Annotated in this window: 9 protein-coding genes; all 9 read left to right on the top strand. The window is 69.3% G+C overall.

Going from position 1 to position 16,597, the window contains the following annotated elements:
- Positions 1–16: 16 nt before the first annotated feature.
- The 9 genes from HV824_RS08935 to HV824_RS08975 all read left to right on the top strand — a co-directional run bounded on the left by HV824_RS08935 (position 17) and on the right by HV824_RS08975 (position 16,533).
- Positions 17–3,358 carry a non-ribosomal peptide synthetase gene (locus HV824_RS08935; RefSeq protein WP_176417135.1) on the top strand — a complete coding sequence of 1,114 codons (3,342 nt, stop codon included), beginning with the start codon at positions 17–19 and terminating at the stop codon, positions 3,356–3,358.
- The gene (locus HV824_RS08940; RefSeq protein WP_217917240.1) at positions 3,355–7,830 is read left to right on the top strand and encodes an amino acid adenylation domain-containing protein; all 4,476 of its coding nucleotides are present in this window, start codon (positions 3,355–3,357) and stop codon (positions 7,828–7,830) included. Before HV824_RS08935 ends, HV824_RS08940 begins: the two co-directional genes overlap by 4 nt.
- Before the next feature lie 45 nt (positions 7,831–7,875).
- Positions 7,876–8,538, top strand: coding sequence for a class I SAM-dependent methyltransferase (locus tag HV824_RS08945; RefSeq protein WP_176417136.1), 663 nt, complete (start codon positions 7,876–7,878; stop codon positions 8,536–8,538).
- A 36-nt stretch (positions 8,539–8,574) separates the two neighbouring features.
- On the top strand, positions 8,575–10,959 hold the full coding sequence (locus HV824_RS08950; protein WP_176423071.1) for a M20/M25/M40 family metallo-hydrolase: 2,385 nt from the start codon (positions 8,575–8,577) through the stop codon (positions 10,957–10,959).
- An 83-nt stretch (positions 10,960–11,042) separates the two neighbouring features.
- Entirely contained in the window at positions 11,043–12,542 is a 1,500-nt protein-coding gene (locus HV824_RS08955) for a DUF1585 domain-containing protein (protein WP_176417138.1), read from the top strand.
- Positions 12,539–13,345, top strand: coding sequence for a hypothetical protein (locus HV824_RS08960; RefSeq protein ID WP_176417139.1), 807 nt, complete (start codon positions 12,539–12,541; stop codon positions 13,343–13,345). The genes HV824_RS08955 and HV824_RS08960 overlap by 4 nt, the downstream gene beginning before the upstream one ends.
- The gene (locus HV824_RS08965) at positions 13,342–14,697 is read left to right on the top strand and encodes a DUF1501 domain-containing protein (RefSeq protein WP_176423072.1); all 1,356 of its coding nucleotides are present in this window, start codon (positions 13,342–13,344) and stop codon (positions 14,695–14,697) included. The genes HV824_RS08960 and HV824_RS08965 overlap by 4 nt, the downstream gene beginning before the upstream one ends.
- Before the next feature lie 53 nt (positions 14,698–14,750).
- Positions 14,751–15,605, top strand: a complete 855-nt coding sequence (locus HV824_RS08970) for an SDR family NAD(P)-dependent oxidoreductase (protein ID WP_217917241.1) — start codon at positions 14,751–14,753, stop codon at positions 15,603–15,605.
- 145 nt (positions 15,606–15,750) lie between these two features.
- Entirely contained in the window at positions 15,751–16,533 is a 783-nt protein-coding gene (locus HV824_RS08975) for a cyclopropane-fatty-acyl-phospholipid synthase family protein (RefSeq protein ID WP_176417142.1), read from the top strand.
- Positions 16,534–16,597: the final 64 nt, after the last annotated feature.

The following is a 16,597-nucleotide window of genomic DNA, read 5'->3' on the forward strand; positions in this document are numbered from 1 at the left end:
CGAGGAGAAGACCCGAATGCTCGCGCCGGACGCGGACCCTCACAGCCCGTCCTCCCCGGGGGATGCAGGTCAGAGCACCTCTTCCTCCTCGCTGAATGGCAGCTATGTGTTTCCCGCCTCGACGAGCCAGGAGCGGCTGTGGTTCCTGCGCGAGTTCGATGCTCGGTGGGGCGCTGCCTACCACCTGCCCGTGGCCTTCCGCATTGACGGCCCGGTGGATCGCCTCGCCCTGCAGCGCGCCGTCAATCTGGTGGTCACCCGGCACGAGGGCCTGCGCACCCGGCTCGCCCACCTGGATGGGCAGCTCGTGCAGGTCATCAACCCCCACGCGCGGGTCACCGTCTCGGTCGTGGACCTCGGCCACGTCCCCGAGGCCGAGCGCTGGGATGAGGTCCAGCGGCTCCTGGCCACGGAGTCCCAACGGCTCTTCCGGTTCACGGAGGACAGCCTCCTGCGGCTCACGCTCCTGCGGTTGAGCGGCACGCGGCATGTGCTCCTCGCCACGCTCCACCACATCATCGCGGATGGCACCTCGGTCGAGCTGTTCCTCCGCGAACTGGTGGCCAGCTATGGCGCCTTGCTCCAGCACACAGCGCCGCACCTGGCCGAGCTGGCCGTGCAGTACGCTGACTACGTCGCCTGGCAGCGGCAGTGGCTGGACACCGAGGAGTACACGAAGCAGCGCGAGTACTGGGGACGCAAGCTGGCTGGCGCGCCGCTCGTCCTGGAGCTGCCGACGGATCGCCCGCGGCCGGTGGTGCAGTCGTTCCGTGGCGCCAACAAGGAGTTCCGCCTCTCGCGCGAGTTCGCCGCCTCGGTGCGGCGGTATGCGCATGAGGGAGGGTCCACCTCCTACATGGTGCTGCTCGCGGCCTTCGCCGTGCTGCTGCGCCACTACACCGGGCAGGAGGAGCTGCTGCTCGGCACGCCCGTGGCGAACCGGCAGCGGCCGGAGCTGGAGCCGGTCATCGGGTTCCTGGCCAACACGCTCGTGGTCCGCGCGGACCTCACCGGAGACCCGAGCGTGGAGGAGCTGCTGCGCCGCATCCGGGAGACGACCCTGGAGGCCGTGGCGCACGAGCAGTTCCCGTTCGACAAGATTGTCGAGGCGCTTCAGCCGGAGCGCACGCTGAGCCGCAACCCCCTGTTCCAGGTGATGTTCGGCTTCCAGGAGGCGCCTCATGCGAGGCTCGCGTTGGGGGGCCATCCGCTCACGCGGTTGCCGGTGGAAACCGGCACCTCCCGGTTCGACCTGTCGCTCTTCCTCACCGAGGACAGCGACGGCATCCAGGGCCTCGTCGAGTACAGCACGGACCTGTTCGAGGCGGACACCATCGACAGGCTGACGCGGCACTACCAGGCGGTGGTGGAGGGCCTGCTCCGGGGCGGCCACCAGCGCGTCTCGCAGCTCTCGCTGCTCACGGAGACGGAGCGCGCGGAACTCGTGGCCAGCGCGTTCCGCGCCGAGCCTGAGCCCACCGCCCTGTTGCCGCAGGCGGTGGAGGCCCAGGCCGCGCGGACGCCGGACCGGGTGGCCCTGGTCTTCGGGAGCGAGCAGCTCACCTATGCGGAGCTCAACGCCCGGGCCAACCGGCTCGCCCGCCTGCTGAAGGCCCGGGGCGTGGGCGCCGAGAGCCGGGTCGCCGTCTGCATGGAGTGCTCGCCGGACCTGGTCGTCTCCCTGCTGGCGGTGCTCAAGGCGGGGGGGGCCTACGTGCCAGTGGACCCGCGGTATCCGCTGGAGCGGGTGCGGTACATGATCGAGGACGCGCGGGCCCAGGTGCTGCTCACCCGGCGGGAGCTGGCCCACCATGGCGAGGGCATCCCGCACGTTGTGTCTCTCCCGGAGGCCGGCCTCGAGGGGGAGGGGGATGCGAACCTGGAGCCCGTGGCTGACGCTGCTCAGCTCGCCTACGTCCTGTACACGTCGGGGTCCTCCGGCCGGCCCAAGGGCGTGATGATTTCGCATGGCGCCCTCGCCAACTTCTTGACGACCATGGCCCGGGAGCCGGGCTTGCGCGCCGAGGACGTGCTCGCCGCGGTGACCACGTTCTCCTTCGACATCGCCGCGCTCGAGCTGTACCTGCCGCTGGTTCAGGGCGCGCGGGTGGTGATGGCCACCCGTGAGCAGGCCGCGGATGGGCGCGCGCTGTCCGGGGTGTTGGCGCGGCACGGGGTGACGGTGATGCAGGCCACTCCGGCCACCTGGCGCATGCTGGCCGACGCGGGCGGGGCTCCCGGCCCGGGCTTCACCGTGCTGTGCGGAGGGGAGGCGCTGCCCCAGGACCTCGCCGACGCGCTCACCGCGAACGGGGCCCGGGTGTGGAACCTCTATGGCCCCACGGAGACCACGGTGTGGTCCTGCCGCAAGCGGCTGGGGGCCGGTGACAGGGTTTCGCTGGGGGGGCCCCTTGGAAACACCAGCGTCCATGTGCTGGACCCGGACCTGCGGCCCGTGCCGGTCGGCCTGGCGGGTGAGCTGTTCATCGGTGGTTCCGGCGTGGCCCGCGGCTACTGGGGTCGGCCCTCGCTCACGGCCGAGCGCTTCGTGCCGGATCCCTTCTCGGCGCGGCCGGGTGCCCGGCTCTACCGGACGGGCGACCTGGTGCGCCGCCGGGCGGGTGGGGAGCTGGAGTTCATCGGTCGCGCCGACCATCAGGTCAAGCTGCGGGGCTACCGCATCGAGCTCGCGGAGATAGAGCTCACCCTGCGCCGCCATGAGGCGGTCCGCGACGTGGTGGCGCTCGTGTGGGGCTCCAGCGAGGCCGAGCGGCGGCTCATCGCCTACGTGGTGCCGGTCGCGGCGCAGGCCGGGGACGACACCCTGGCCCAGCGACTGCGCGAGCACGCCCGGGCCTCCCTGCCTGAATACATGGTGCCGTCGGCCAACGTGCTCCTGGATGCGCTTCCCCTGACGCCCAACGGCAAGGTGGACCGACGCTCCCTGCCGGACCCGAGGTCGGTGATGGCTCGCGGCGGGGCGATGCACGTGGCTCCTCGCACCGAGACGGAGGGCCGCATTGCCACCATTTGGATGCAACTGCTCGGCTGTGACCAGGTGGGAGTGAAGGACGACTTCTTCGAGCTTGGGGGCAACTCGCTGCTTGCCGGCCGGCTCGTGGAGGCGCTCGACCGCACCTTCGGTGTCCGCGTGCCGATGCGGGACCTCTTTCTCGACGCGACGATTGCCAACCTCGCCACGGTGATTGATGGGCGTCGCCGGAAGGCGTCCGTTGTGGAGGCGCCGCACGTGGACGAGTTGGTGAGCGGATTGACCGACGAGGAAGTGGAGGCGCTCTTGAACGAGCCACAGTTGGGCCATGTGAACACTCAGCACGTGAAGGAGGGGAGCAGGTGAGTTCGTCCGAGAGCGACAACGGCCGCCGCGCCGCCGAGGAGAAGAGAGCTACGCTGGCCAGGCTGCTGCGGGACGGACGTCTCCAGGGCCACGCGAACCTGTCGCCGGATCAGCGGCGGCTCTGGATGCTGCTGCAGCTCGACGGGAGTCTGCCGGCACAGGTGCTGGCGGCCTACTCGCTGAGGGGGGCATTGGACCTGGCCGTGTTGCAGCAGGCCATCGCCGAGGTGGCGAGCCGCAATGAGGTCCTGCGCAGCACGTTCAAGGACATGGGGGGGACGCCGCTGCGCGTCGCCAGGCCGGTGATGGAGCTGGCGCTCGCGGTGACGGAGGCGGCCGGGACAGGCCTGGATGACGCCCTGCAACGGCTCGCCCGGCAGGAGCTGGGCGAGCGGCTCGAGCCGGCCACCGGGCCGCTGTTGCGCCTGCACCTCGTCAGGCTCGGGGCCGAGGAGCACCTGCTGCTCGTCAAGGCTCACGAGCTGATCTCCGACGAGCCGTCCCTGGAGGCGCTCATTCGGGAGGTGCTCGCCACGTACGGCGCCCTCCTGCGCGGTGAGCAGTCCGCGGCGTCCTCCGTGTCCGCCTACGCCGAGTACGCCGCGCGGGAGCAGGCCTGGCTGAGCGGGCCGGTGTGTGGCCAGCAGCTCGAACACTGGCGCCGGAAGCTCACGGACCTGCCCCTGCTGCGGCTCTTCACCGATCGGCCGCGTCCCGTCATCAAGACGCACCGCTGCGACTCCGTCTCCACCCTGCTGCCGCTTGAGCTGTCGCGGCGGATGGAAGCGCTGGCCTCGCGGAACGGGGGCCTGCGCGCGGCGGTGCTGGCCGGCTTTCAGGTGCTGCTGTCCCGGTACACCGGGCAGTCCGATGTGACAGTGGGCGTTCGCGCCGACCTCCGGACCGAGGCCGAGCGGGGCCGGCTCCTCGGGCCTGCCAGCACCGCCCTGGTCCTGCGGACGGACCTGCGCGGCGAGCCGTCCTTCATGGAGACGCTCCAGCGCGTCGACGTGGCCCGCGAGGAGGCGGAGCGGTTCGCCAGCGTGCCCTTCGGCACGCTGGTGGACACGCTGCAGCCGGCCCGTGACCTGAGCCGCACGCCCTTCTTTCAGGTGATGTACCTGTTTCGGGATGCGCGCGAGGAGCTGGCGGTTGGCGCCGGCCTGCGCGCCCTGGCGCAGGCGTTGCCGTTCGGTACCACCCCGGTGGACGTCACCCTGGCGGCGACAGCCACCGAGCAGGGCCTCCACCTGCGCATCGACTTCAACTCCGACCTGTACGACGCGAGCACCGCGCGGCGCCTGTTGGGCCACCTGCGCACGCTGCTGTCCGCGGCGGTGGACGCTCCGGGGATGTCCATCGCCCGGCTGCCGCTGCTCACCGAGGAGGAGTGGCGGCAGGTCGTCGGCGACTGGAACCAGACCGAGCACGCCCTCCCGTCGCGCTGCCTGCACGAGCTCGTCGAGGAGCAGGCAGCGCGCACCCCGCATGCCGTGGCCGTCACGTGCGAGGGCCACCAGCTCACCTACGCCGAACTGGATGCGCACGCCAACCAGCTCGCCCATCACCTGCGCCAGCTCGGGCTGGCACCGGAAGGTCGGGTGGCGATCTGCCTGGAGCGGTCCGTGGAGATGGTGACCGCCATGCTGGCGGTGCTCAAGGCCGGCGGTGCCTACGTGCCGTTGGATCCGGAGTACCCCACCGAGCGCCTGGCGCAGCTGTTCGCGGACTGCGAGGCGCACGTGGTGCTCACGCAGCAGTCCCTGGCGGACCGGGTGAAGATGGGCGCGGCGCGGCGCGTGTTCGTGGACACGGACTGGCCGGTCATCGCCGGGTGCCCGCGGCAGGCGCCCCCGCCGGTCGTCACGCCGGACCACCTCGCCTATCTCATTTACACCTCGGGCTCCACCGGCACGCCCAAGGCGGTGATGCTCTCTCACCGTGGCATCGTGAACAACCTCGCGTGGCGTCAGCGCACCTGGCCGTTGTCGGCGGAGGACCGGGTGCTGCAGAACCACTCCTTCAGCTTCGACCCGTCGGTGTGGGCCACCTTCTGGCCGCTCCTGGTGGGGGCCAGAGCCGTGCTCACCCCGTCCGGCCAGCACTACGACAGCAAGGCGCTGGTGGGCCTGCTGCGTGAACAGGGCATCACCGTGTATGGCGCGGTGCCCTCGCTCAACGCCGTGTTGATGGAGGAGCCTGAGATTGGCCGGTGCACCCACCTGCGGTACGTGCTGAGCGGCGCCGAGGCCCTCACTGGCGGCCTGCAGCGCGGCATCTTCTCGCGCGTCTCCGCCGCCGTCGCCAACCTCTACGGCCCGACGGAGACCACCATCGACGCCGCGGCATGGAACTGCCCGCGCGTGGATGCCCCGGAGGACGCTCCCATCGGTCGGCCAATCGCCAACCTGCGGATGTACGTGCTCGACGAGCACCTCCAGCCGGTTCCGGTCGGTGTTCCCGGTGAACTCTTCGTCGGCGGCGTGGGCCTGGCGCGTGGCTATCACGCCAGGCCCGGCCTGACTTCTCAGCGCTTCTTGCCGGATCCGTTCTCGGGTGATGCCGGCGCGCGGCTGTACCGGACGGGCGACCTCGGGCGCTACCGGGCGGACGGAGCCATCATGTTCCTCGGCCGCGTGGACGAACAGGTCAAGGTGAGCGGCTACCGCGTAGAGCTCGGTGAGGTCGAGACCGCGCTGGGGCGGCACCCCGACGTGCGCGAGGCCATCGTCGTCGCGCGTGAGGGCCTGCAGGGAATCAAGCGGCTGGTGGCCTACGTCACGCCCGCCAAGGGGGGCACGCCGGAGGCTCGCTCGCTCACGGCATTCCTCGAGAAGACTCTGCCGGCGTACATGATTCCGCCGGTGTTCGTCATCGTCAACGAGCTGCCGAAGATGCCCAGCGGCAAGGTCAACCGCAATGCCCTGCCTGCCCCGCAGATGGACCGGCCGGACACCGCGGGCGCCTACGTCGCTCCGCGTACGCCCCTGGAGGATGAGATTGCCTCGGCCTTCGCGGGCGTGCTCGGCATGGACCGCGTGGGAGTGGAGGACGACTTCTTCGAAGTGGGCGGCACCTCGCTCCTGCTGGCGCGGCTCGCCTCACGGCTGCTGAACCGCTTCCAGATTGCCATCCCGGTGCACCAGTTCTTCAAGATTCCCACGGTGGCTGGGGTGGCGAACGTGGTGGAGACCTACCAGCGTGAGGGCCTCGACGCCGTGCTGATGAACCAGCACGCCACACGGCTGGACGCCGACGCCTCGCTGGCGCCGGACATCTCCCCCGCCGGGTTGCCGCTGGCGAACTACCTCGCCCCGTCCTCCGTGCTGCTCACTGGCGCCACCGGTTACTTGGGGGCCTTCCTGCTCCAGCAGCTCCTGAAGCGGACCCGAGCCACCGTGTACTGCCTCGTGCGTGCCGCCGACCCGGCCCAGGCCATGGACCGCGTGCGTGCGACCATGCACCAGTACCTCGTCTGGGATGAGGCCTACGCGGAGCGGATCCGCCCGCTGGTGGGCGATCTGGGGAAGCCCCGGCTCGGCCTTTCCCGGGAAGAGTGGGAGCGGCTCGGACTCGAGCTCGACTCCATCTACCACAACGGCGCGCTGGTGAACTTCGTGTACCCCTACTCGGCGCTGCGGGGGCCCAACGTGCACGGCACCCAGGAGGTGCTGCGCCTGGCATGCCAGCACCGGCTCAAGGCCGTGCACTACGTGTCCACCATCGATGTGCTGCTGGCCACGCACATGCCGCGCCCCTTCATGGAGGATGACGCGCCCTTGCGCAACCCCATCGAGGTGCCGGGTGGCTACACTGGCAGCAAGTGGGTGGCGGAGAAGGTGGTCAACATCGCCCGCGCGCGCGGCATCCCCGTGTGCATCTACCGGCCCGGGCTCATCCTGAGCCACGAGGAGACGGGCGCGACCCAGACCAACGACTACCTGCTCGTGGCGTTCCGCGGCTACGTGCCCATGGGCATCATCCCGGACTACCCGCGCATCTTCGACACCATCCCGGTGGACTACGCGGCCAAGGCCATCGTGCACATCTCCACCCAGCGGGAGGCGCTGGGCAGGTTCTTCCACCTGTTCAATCCCGCGCCCGTCTCGCTGCGTCGTTTCTGCGATTGGATTCGCTCCTATGGCTACGCGTTCGACATCGTTCCCTTCGACGAGGCGCGGAGGCAGGCGCTCGACGTGGACACGTCGCATCCGCTTTATCCGCTCGTTCCGCTCATCCGCGACGCCGAGGCGGAGCCCCAGGAATCGCTCGACCCGGCCTTCATCGACCAGCTCCGGCCGAACCTGGAGTGCCGGAGCGCGGTGGAGGTGCTGGCTGGCAGTGACATCCGTTGCCCGCCCATGACCGAGGAGCTTGCCCATCGCTGCCTTCAGTACCTCGTCGACATCGGCTTCCTTCAGCGGCCCGAGGTCCTGCGCGCAGCCCGTCAGCAGAAGGCGTCCGGCGCCTGAGCCGTCCCTCCAATCCGTTATCGAACGTCCGATAGGAAGACCGAGATGATCCACCACGTCGAATTGACACAGTCCGTCCTGCAGTACATCCGCGACAGCTCCGTGCGGGACAACGACATCCTTCGCGACCTGCGGGAGGAGACGTCGAAGCTCCCCCTGCGCACGATGCAGATTCCTCCCGAGCAGGGGCAGCTCCTGAGCCTGCTGGTGCGCCTCATCGGCGCGCGCAAGACGCTCGAGGTGGGCGTCTTCACCGGCTATAGCACCCTGTGTACCGCGCTCGCGCTGCCCGCCGATGGGCGCGTCATCGCGTGCGACCTGAGCGAGGAGTGGGTCTCCATCGCGCGCCGCTACTGGCAGCGGGCGGGCGTGGCGGATCGCATCGAGGTCCGGCTTGGCGACGCCCACCATTCCCTGGAGGCGCTGGTCGCCAGCGAGCACCGCGGGACGTTCGACCTCGCGTTCATCGATGCGGACAAGGAGAGCTACGACTTCTACTACGAGCACGCGCTGCGGCTGGTGCGTCCCGGCGGGTTGATCATCCTCGACAACACGTTGTGGTCCGGGAAGGTCGCCGACCCGAGCGTCGTCGGGGATCCGGAGACGGACTCGCTGCGGCGCATCAACGCCAAGCTCCTGACTGACGAACGGGTGGACGTCAGCATGCTCCCTATCGCTGACGGACTGACCTTCGCTCGCAAGCGCTAGGCCCGCGGGACGGCGATGCTCACAACGCACTCAGGTGTGGATTCTGGCCTGACACGCCAGTGGATTGCCTTGGTGGCGGTGGTGGGGGTGGGGGTGAGCATCCTCCTGGCGCTGCTCTCCTTCCGGTCGCCGGCTTCACGGCCGGCCTCCGCGCCGGAAGGTGGGTTCTCCGCAGAGCGGGCGATGGCCCACGTGTACGCCATCGCCCAGCGTCCGCACCCCATTGGCTCGTCCGAGAATGCCCGGGTCCGCGCCTACCTGGTCGCGGAGCTCACGAAGCTCGGGCTGGCGCCGGAGGTGCAGGAGGCGACGAGCATCGCCGAATTCATCACGCCCTTTGGTCCCAAGTACCGTCCCGCGGCCGTCGTGCGGAACATCATCGCGAAGCGCCCAGGCCGCTCCAGTGAGCGGGCGGTCCTGTTGATGGCGCACTACGACTCGGTCCCAGCCGGCCCGGGGGCGAACGACAACGCGACCGCCGTCGCCGCGCTGCTGGAGACCGCGCGGGCCTTGACGCACACCGGGCGGACGCTCGAACGCGACGTGGTCTTCCTCTTCTCTGATGGAGAGGAGGTGGGGCTGCTGGGGGCGAAGGCCTTCTTCGAACGGCATCCGCTGCGGCACAAGCTGGGCGTGGTGCTCAACTTCGAGGCGCGGGGCAGTGGTGGGCCCGTGTTGATGTTCGAGACGGGGCCGAAGAGCGGCTGGATGGTGAGCGAGCTCGCCTCGGCCGTGCCATACGCCTTCGCGAGCTCCCTCTTCGACGAGGCCTACCGGCACCTGCCGAACATGACGGAGTTCACCCTGGCGAAGGAGGCGGGCCTCCCGGGCCTCAACTTCGCCTACATCGACGGCATCAATACCTATCACAGCGCCCTCGACCGACCGGAGAACGTGGACCCGCGCGTCGTGCAGCACCACGGCGAATATGCCCTGCGGCTCGTGCGGCGGCTGGGGGAGGGGGAACTGCCGCGGGGAGACGCCTCCGACAGGGTCTTCTTCAACCTTCCCGGCCCGGCGCTCATCGTCTATCCGGCGGCGTGGAGCATGCCGCTGGCCCTGATGGCGGCCGTGCTCTGGGCCTGCGTGGCCGCCAGGGGCCTGCGGCGGGGGCGGTTCCGGGCGGCTTCGGCGCTCTGGGGAGCCCTTGCGTTCCTGCTCCAACTCGTCGTCCTCGTCGTGGTGGCAGTGGTGCTCGGGCTGCTTGCTGATGCCACGAATGAGGAGTTTCGCCGCATTGGACATACGTATGACGGCGGGCTCTACCTGGCCGGGCTCATGGCCCTGTGCCTCGCGGGCACGGCCACCCTGGCCGCTCTGCTGCGCCGACGTGTCGGGGTGTACGCCCTGGCTGTTGGCGCCTCGTTCTGGTGGGCCTTGTTGGCCGTGCTGACCGCGGCCCTGTTGACGGGCTTCAGTTTCCTGTTCGTCTGGCCGTTGCTGGGGGCCGCGCTCGGACTGGAACTGCTGCCAGACGTGGATGCGCCACGTCCAGCCGCGGGGCGCCTGCTGGTCTCGCTGCTCCTCTCCACCGTGCCGGCGAGCCTCGTCGTGGCTCCGCTCATCCAACTGTCCTTCGTGGGTCTGACGCTGCGCATGGGCGCTGTCGCCGCGCTCATGGCGGGGCTGTTGCTTGGGTTGTTCATTCCGCTCCTGCACGAGCTTCGCGCCGCGCGTCGCTGGTCGCTGCCGGCCGGGGCACTGGTCGTGGGCGGGGCGCTCGTCGCGCTGGCCAGCCTCCCCGCGGCGCCCACCCCGGAGCGACCGAGGGCGAACAACCTCGTGTATGCACTGGACGCGGACACGGGCCGTGCGCTCTGGGCGACCAGCGACGCGCGACTCGACGCCTGGACACAGCAGTTCCTCTCTGGAGAGGTGAAGGAAGGGCCGCTGCCGGACTTCCTGCCGCGCTGGGGGCGGGACTTCCTCCATGGCCCCGCACCCGTCCTGTCCACGACGCCGCCAACGCTGGCGGTGCTCGACGACGCGGTCTCGGGCGAGCGCCGGACGGTGGGGCTGCACATCGGCTCGCCGCGTGGCGCGCGCAGCGCCGTGGTGTCCGTCTCCGGAGTGCCTGTACTCGCGTATGCGCTGGATGGGCAGCCCGGGCCGACCGCCCAGGCGCCGGACACCTCCCCGGGCGCGGAATCGGAGTGGGTGCTTTGGTTGGAGGCCCTTGGTCAGGAGGGCAACACGCTGCGCCTGACGGTGCCCGCGGGCAGGCGCTTCACCCTTCGCGTGGTGGACCGCTCCGACGGCCTGCCGGAGTTGCCGGGCCTGAACGTGGCCCAACGGCCCCCTTACATGATTCCCGCGGCCTCATTGGATGTGGAGAACTGGGGCAACTCCACCTATGTCGGCCGGGCCTTCCCCATGACCGCGCACCCGGGCTCCGCCACGGTGCGGCAAGCGCCCCGGTAGCGTGTGCCGGCGGAGGCGAAATCGCTTCAATTCCGCGGGCCTCGCTTGTTCTGTTGATGAGGGGTTTGTTAATGTTTACGACGATGCCTGCAATTCATTGCTCCGCCAGATTTTCATCTGCGTTGATATGGGCGCTGGTGCTGTCGTTCGGGCTGGCCGTGACGCCAGCCTCCGCGGCCGAATCCGCTTCCAGTCAGGGCGTCGTCGAACTCGTCCAATTGCTTTCGTTGAGGTTGCGGCTCCAGCGCCTCGACATCGAGGAGCGGCGTGCGTTGGAGGAGCGCCTGGCGCGCGGTGAGCGCCCGGCGCGCCTGTATGAAGAGCACATGTCGCGCTGGCTCGACCGGGGCTTCTATCGGAGGCTGGCCACCAGCCTCGTCTATGTTCCAGCGAAGTCCAACCTCTTCGTGGGCAAGCTGACGCGTGTGCGCGAAGGGGAGGGGTGGGTGTATTTCCTGCCGCATACCCTGCCCGCCGGCCACCCCGAGAAGGCATCGCCGTGCCCCCCCAACGAGCGCGTGGAGGTGGTCCCTTGGTGGGCCCGTGGGCAGCGGGTCTCGGTGTGCCGGGAGAGCTACCGTCCAGAGAACGTCTTCGACGACGTTGGCTACTGCGGCGGCCAGGCCGAGCCTACCATCCCAACGCCTCCGCGGCCGGGGTGCGGGTGTGGCTCACTGCTGCTCGGCTGTCTGCCTCCAGAGGACGAGTCGCCGCGGATGGATCAGCGGCTCATGGAGGCCATGACGAGTGAGATCTCCGAGACGGGCGCGGAGCTCATGGCGAAGGGGCGCTCGTTCGACGAGCTGATGACGACGTCCACCACCTGGCAGACGGGCCTCACGCGCTTCCTCTACCTGCGGCGTGAGATGCTGGCCCTGGTGGGCAGTCGGCCCTACTCGAAGGCGCTCGAGGCGCGGCTGCTCGAGATGTTGACCTCCGTGGACCTGGACGCTCCCGGTCAGTGGGTGGAGCGAACAGGGCTCTACCGTGGCAGCGGCCTGTTCCTGAACACTCCGCTCACGTCCACGTACGTGGGCACGGCCCGAGCCACCATGTTGCTGCTGCTCTCGCAGTTCCTCTGCGTGGACTTCCCCGCCAACAACGTCGACAGGGATGCGCTGCTCGCCATCACCCATGACCAGCACGCGGGGGTGCGCTTCGAGGTGTACTCCTCCCCCATGCGCCACCAGCTCGCCTGCAGCGGGTGCCATGCACCCATGGATTACGGGGCCGGCTTCCTGGTGGGGTTGCGTCCGCCGCTCTTCGGCTCCGTGCCCACGAACAAGGTGGTCGAAGGCCGCCTCTACATGAACGGCGCGGAGGACCTCCGGGGCTCGGGTGAGGGCTACGGTGCACTGGCCGCGCTCGTCACCCGCCAGCCCGAGTTCACCCAGTGCGCGAGCGCGCGGCTGTTCACCTACTTCGTCGGCAGGCCTCCTCACAACACGACGGAGGAGCGCCAGCTCCTGGCCGAGCTGGCGCAGGCCTTCGACAAGAGCGGGCGTCGGGTCGAGGTCCTCATCCGCTCCATCCTGCTCAGCAAGGCGCAGACGGAGCCGCTCGCATTGAACCCAAGCCCATGAACGCCACCAGCCTCCTCTTCCTGCTGCTGACCGCGACGCCGACGGAGGAGGTGCCTCCGCGTGTGACGGTGCTCCTCCAGCAGCATTGCGCGGGTTGCCACAACGCCGACAGCATGTTCGACCTGAGCACGCCGCCCCCCGTGCGCGACAGCGAGTCCTGGTCCGCCATCCACAAGATGCTCGAGACAGGCCGGATGCCACCCTCTCCAGAGGTGGTGAAGAAGAAGTGGAAGAAGCCGGGACCGCCTCCGTCCCCGCTGGGGCCGGGGCACCGTCAGGAGCTCGTCAGCGCCATCGCCGCGCTGCTGGCTGAGTCGACGCATCCCCCCGCGCTCCGCACGCAGCTCCAGCTCACTTCGGAGGACTGGCTGCTCATCGTCCGTGAGGTGGCACGGCCCTTCATGTCGGAGGAGGCCCTGGCGGAGCTCGTTGCCCCCTACCGGGAGTTCGCTCCCGAGGCGCGTCCCCAGGTCGTCTCCATCGGCCTATGCTCCCGCATCATTGACATCGACCAGGGCCGGCCCGCCGCGCAGAGGCTGTTGTGGCGCGAGGAGCTGCGCGCCGGGGATGCGCCTCCGGCCGCGGCGGTGGCGGGGATGGTGCGGAAGGTGTTCGAGCTCACGTTCCGCCAGGCGGCCTCGGCTTCCGACGTGGACGAGGGGCGCGAGCGCTTTCTCCGCTTCCTGCGCGTGACCGGCTCCCCGCGGGAGGCCTCGGTCGCGCTCTGTAGCAGTTACCTGTCAGGGGTTCGCCTGCTCCGGCTGGAGCTTCCGACTCCCTCTCCGAAGGAGTTGGCGCAATGACCTGGATTTCCCGGCGCGATCTCCTCCAGGCCCTGGCTGGCGCTGGCGGGCTGTCCCTGCTCTCCGGTTGTGGACTGCGCTCCGGCAAGGTGGCCCCGGTGTCCGGGCCAGCCAATGCCAGCGGCGCGCCAGTGGCCACGCCCGTGCGGCCGCACTACATCGTCCGCATTTCACTGGATGGTGGCTTCGACAGCGTGATGACCGTGGACGCGAAGGACCCCGCCACGGCCGGCGCGCTCGACACCGGCTACCTCGCGGACGAGCGCCTCAAGGGGGCCCTTCGGCTCTACGGTCCGCTCATGGGGGGCCTGCTGCGGCACGACGAGGACCTGTGCCTGGTTCATGGCGTGCGCTACAACACCGTGGCCCATGAGACCGGGGAGGGCATCCTGCGCGCGGGGCGCCAGCGGCACGGCGCCAGCTCCCCGCCCTTTGGCGACATGGCGGCCCAGACGCTGCCGGGCGGTGCTCCCATCGCCCACCTCCACATTCAGACGGGACCGGCGGATGAGTCCGCCCACCCATTGGACATGCTCCTGCTGCCGGGCAACCCGGCGGCCCGGGTGATGCCGCCCACCGGCGGGCTCAGCATCGACCCCGTGACAGTGGCGATGCTGGTGGGGGATGAGCGGCCCCTGTTCGAGACACCGGCGTGGTTCGACGAGCTCCAGTCCGTGCGCATCGAGGAGGCACGGCGGCTGCTGGGCTCGCGGCCCGACGAACTCGCGGCCCACGAGGAGCGGCTGAGGCAGGCCGGCTACCTGCAGCGGCTGATGTCCTCGGCCCCTCGCGCCACCACCTTGCGCGACAGCCCGCTGGGGCCGGGACTGGCGCTCGCCTTCCACGCGCTGCGCCACAACCATGCTCGTTTCATTACCGTGCGCTCCCCCCGCGTCTGGCTGGACACGCACACCAACAACATCGCTCTGCAGAGCGCGCGCACCCGGCCCATCTTCAACGACATCGGTGCGTTCGTGGACATGCTCAAGCGCGAGCACAACGCCTTCGGTCCGCTCTTTGAGCAGACGACCATTGTCATCGCCTCGGAAATGGGACGCTTCCCCAAGCTGAACATGGCCCAGGGCAAGGACCACTGGCCGGAGAACAGCTGGATTCTCCTGGGGCGGGGCATCCGCAAGGGTGTGACGGTGGGGGCCACGGACGAGCGCTTCCGCGGTGTCTCCGTCAACTACCTCACCGGCAGCCTCCAGGGGGACGCGCGGCGCCTGATGGAGATTGACGCGCTCTTCAGCACGGTGCTCCACCTCGCCGGTGGCAACCCGGTCGCGCAAGGCTACGAGCGCGATTCAGTGCTGCAGTGCATCCTTTCATCCGCGGGAGACCCTTCATGACGGCGCATGCTTCCTCTTCTCAGACACCGCGACTTGCTGGCCGGGTGGCCGTCGTGACCGGGTCGAGCCGTGGCGCGGGGCGGGCCATCGCCCACGTGCTTGGCGAGGCCGGAGCCACGGTCTACGTCACGGGGCGCAGCGCGAAAGGCGGCCAGCGCACCGAGGGGCTTCCGGGCTCGGTGGATGAGACGGCCGCGGAGGTGACCCGCAGGGGAGGCCGCGGTGTCGCCGTGCGCGTGGACCACTCGGTGGACGCGGACGTCGAGGCGCTCTTCGAGCGCGTCCGGCGCGAGCAGGGCCGCCTTGACGTGCTCGTGAACAATGTCTGGGGTGGCTATGAGGCCTACGACGGGGTGGGTTTCGATGCGCCATTCTGGGAGCAGCCGCTCGACCTGCGTTGGCAAGGGATGTTCGTCTCCGGCATGCGTGCGCACTTCGTGGCGACCCGGTATGCGTCCTCGCTGTTGATGCGCAAGCCCGACTCCAAGCCGGAGGTCGACCATCCGGGGCTCATCGTCAACACGGTGGGGTGGGCCTATGGCGCCTATCTGCAGAACCTCTATTACGACGTAGCCAAGGCGGGCATCATCCGCATGGCCTTCGGTCTGGCCCAGGAACTGCGGGCTCACCGGGTCGCTGCCGTCGCGGTCGCTCCGGGCTTCATGCGCACCGAGCGCGTCATGGCGGCTCATGAGAAGGACAAGTTCGACCTCGGCCCCACCGAGTCCCCCGAGTATCTGGGGCGCGCCATCGTCGCGCTCGCAGCGGATCCCCGGGTGATGGAGAAGACGGGGCTGGATTTGACCGCCGGAGACCTGGCTCGGGAGTACGGCTTCACGGACGTCGACGGCCGTCAGCCCGAAGGATTCCGTATTCCTGGCGCAGCGCTTCCCTCCACCAACAGGTAGGGCCGGTGGGACGCAGTTCATCCGGGGCGGTGCGCGCAGGCGGAGTCCAGTTGTTCTTGGAACTCGAAGCCGCCAGCCCCAATACTTTCTCTAGCTCAGGTGTTTTGCTTGCCCGTGAGCGCGCTCGATTCAGGAAGGGAAGTCCATGACGATTCTGAACAGTGCCTACCGCAAGTGGAGCTTTCACGATTTTCGGATCCGGGCGCAGTATGACCTGCAGGCCAAGGGCGGGTCCGTGGCCGAAGACACGCTGTTCATGAACATGGGGTACTGGAAGGACCAGCCGCAGTCGCTGGACGAGGCTTCCCGTGCGCTCGCGCGCCTCGTCGCGGAAATGGCGCGGCTGGGCAAGGACGACAACATCCTGGATGTGGGCTGCGGGTTCGGAGACAACGCGCTCCTGTGGATGGAGGAGTTCGCGCCCGCGAAGATCTCCCTGGTCAACATCAGCAAGAAGCAGCTCTCCGTGGCGGGGGAGCGCATCACCCAGCGGGGTTGGAGTGAGAGGATTTCCCTGTGGGTGGCGTCAGCCACCGAGCTCCCCTTCGAGGAGGGGGCCTTCGACAAGGTGACGTGTGTCGAGGCTTCCCATGACTTCGACAGCCGCGAGGCGTTTTTCCTCAATGCCCACAAGGTGCTGAAGCCCGGGGGGAAGCTCATCCTCGCGGACCTGTTGCATCCGCCCGAGACGCGGGACACCTACCTGGAGAAGCTCCAGCGGGCGGGCTTTGTCAATGTGGATGCGCGGTCGATCCGCCAGGAGGTGTTTGACCCCTTCGTCGACCATCTCCTGCGCCGGGCGGAGAAGGCGAACCCGGTCTCCCGGTGGATGACGCGGGCGTATATCGCATACACGAAGAAGACCGGGGTCTTCCAGAAGCTGGACTTCGTCATCACCACCGCGGAGCGGCCCTCCCGGCCCAACTGAGCGGTGAGCCTCGGTGGGGTGCTCCCCCGGCTGTCATCCGACATGCGCGGCCGGACGCCATGGG

Origin of the sequence: Myxococcus sp. AM009 (genome assembly GCF_013372605.1) — a bacterium.
Taxonomy (GTDB): Bacteria; Myxococcota; Myxococcia; order Myxococcales; family Myxococcaceae; genus Myxococcus; species Myxococcus vastator.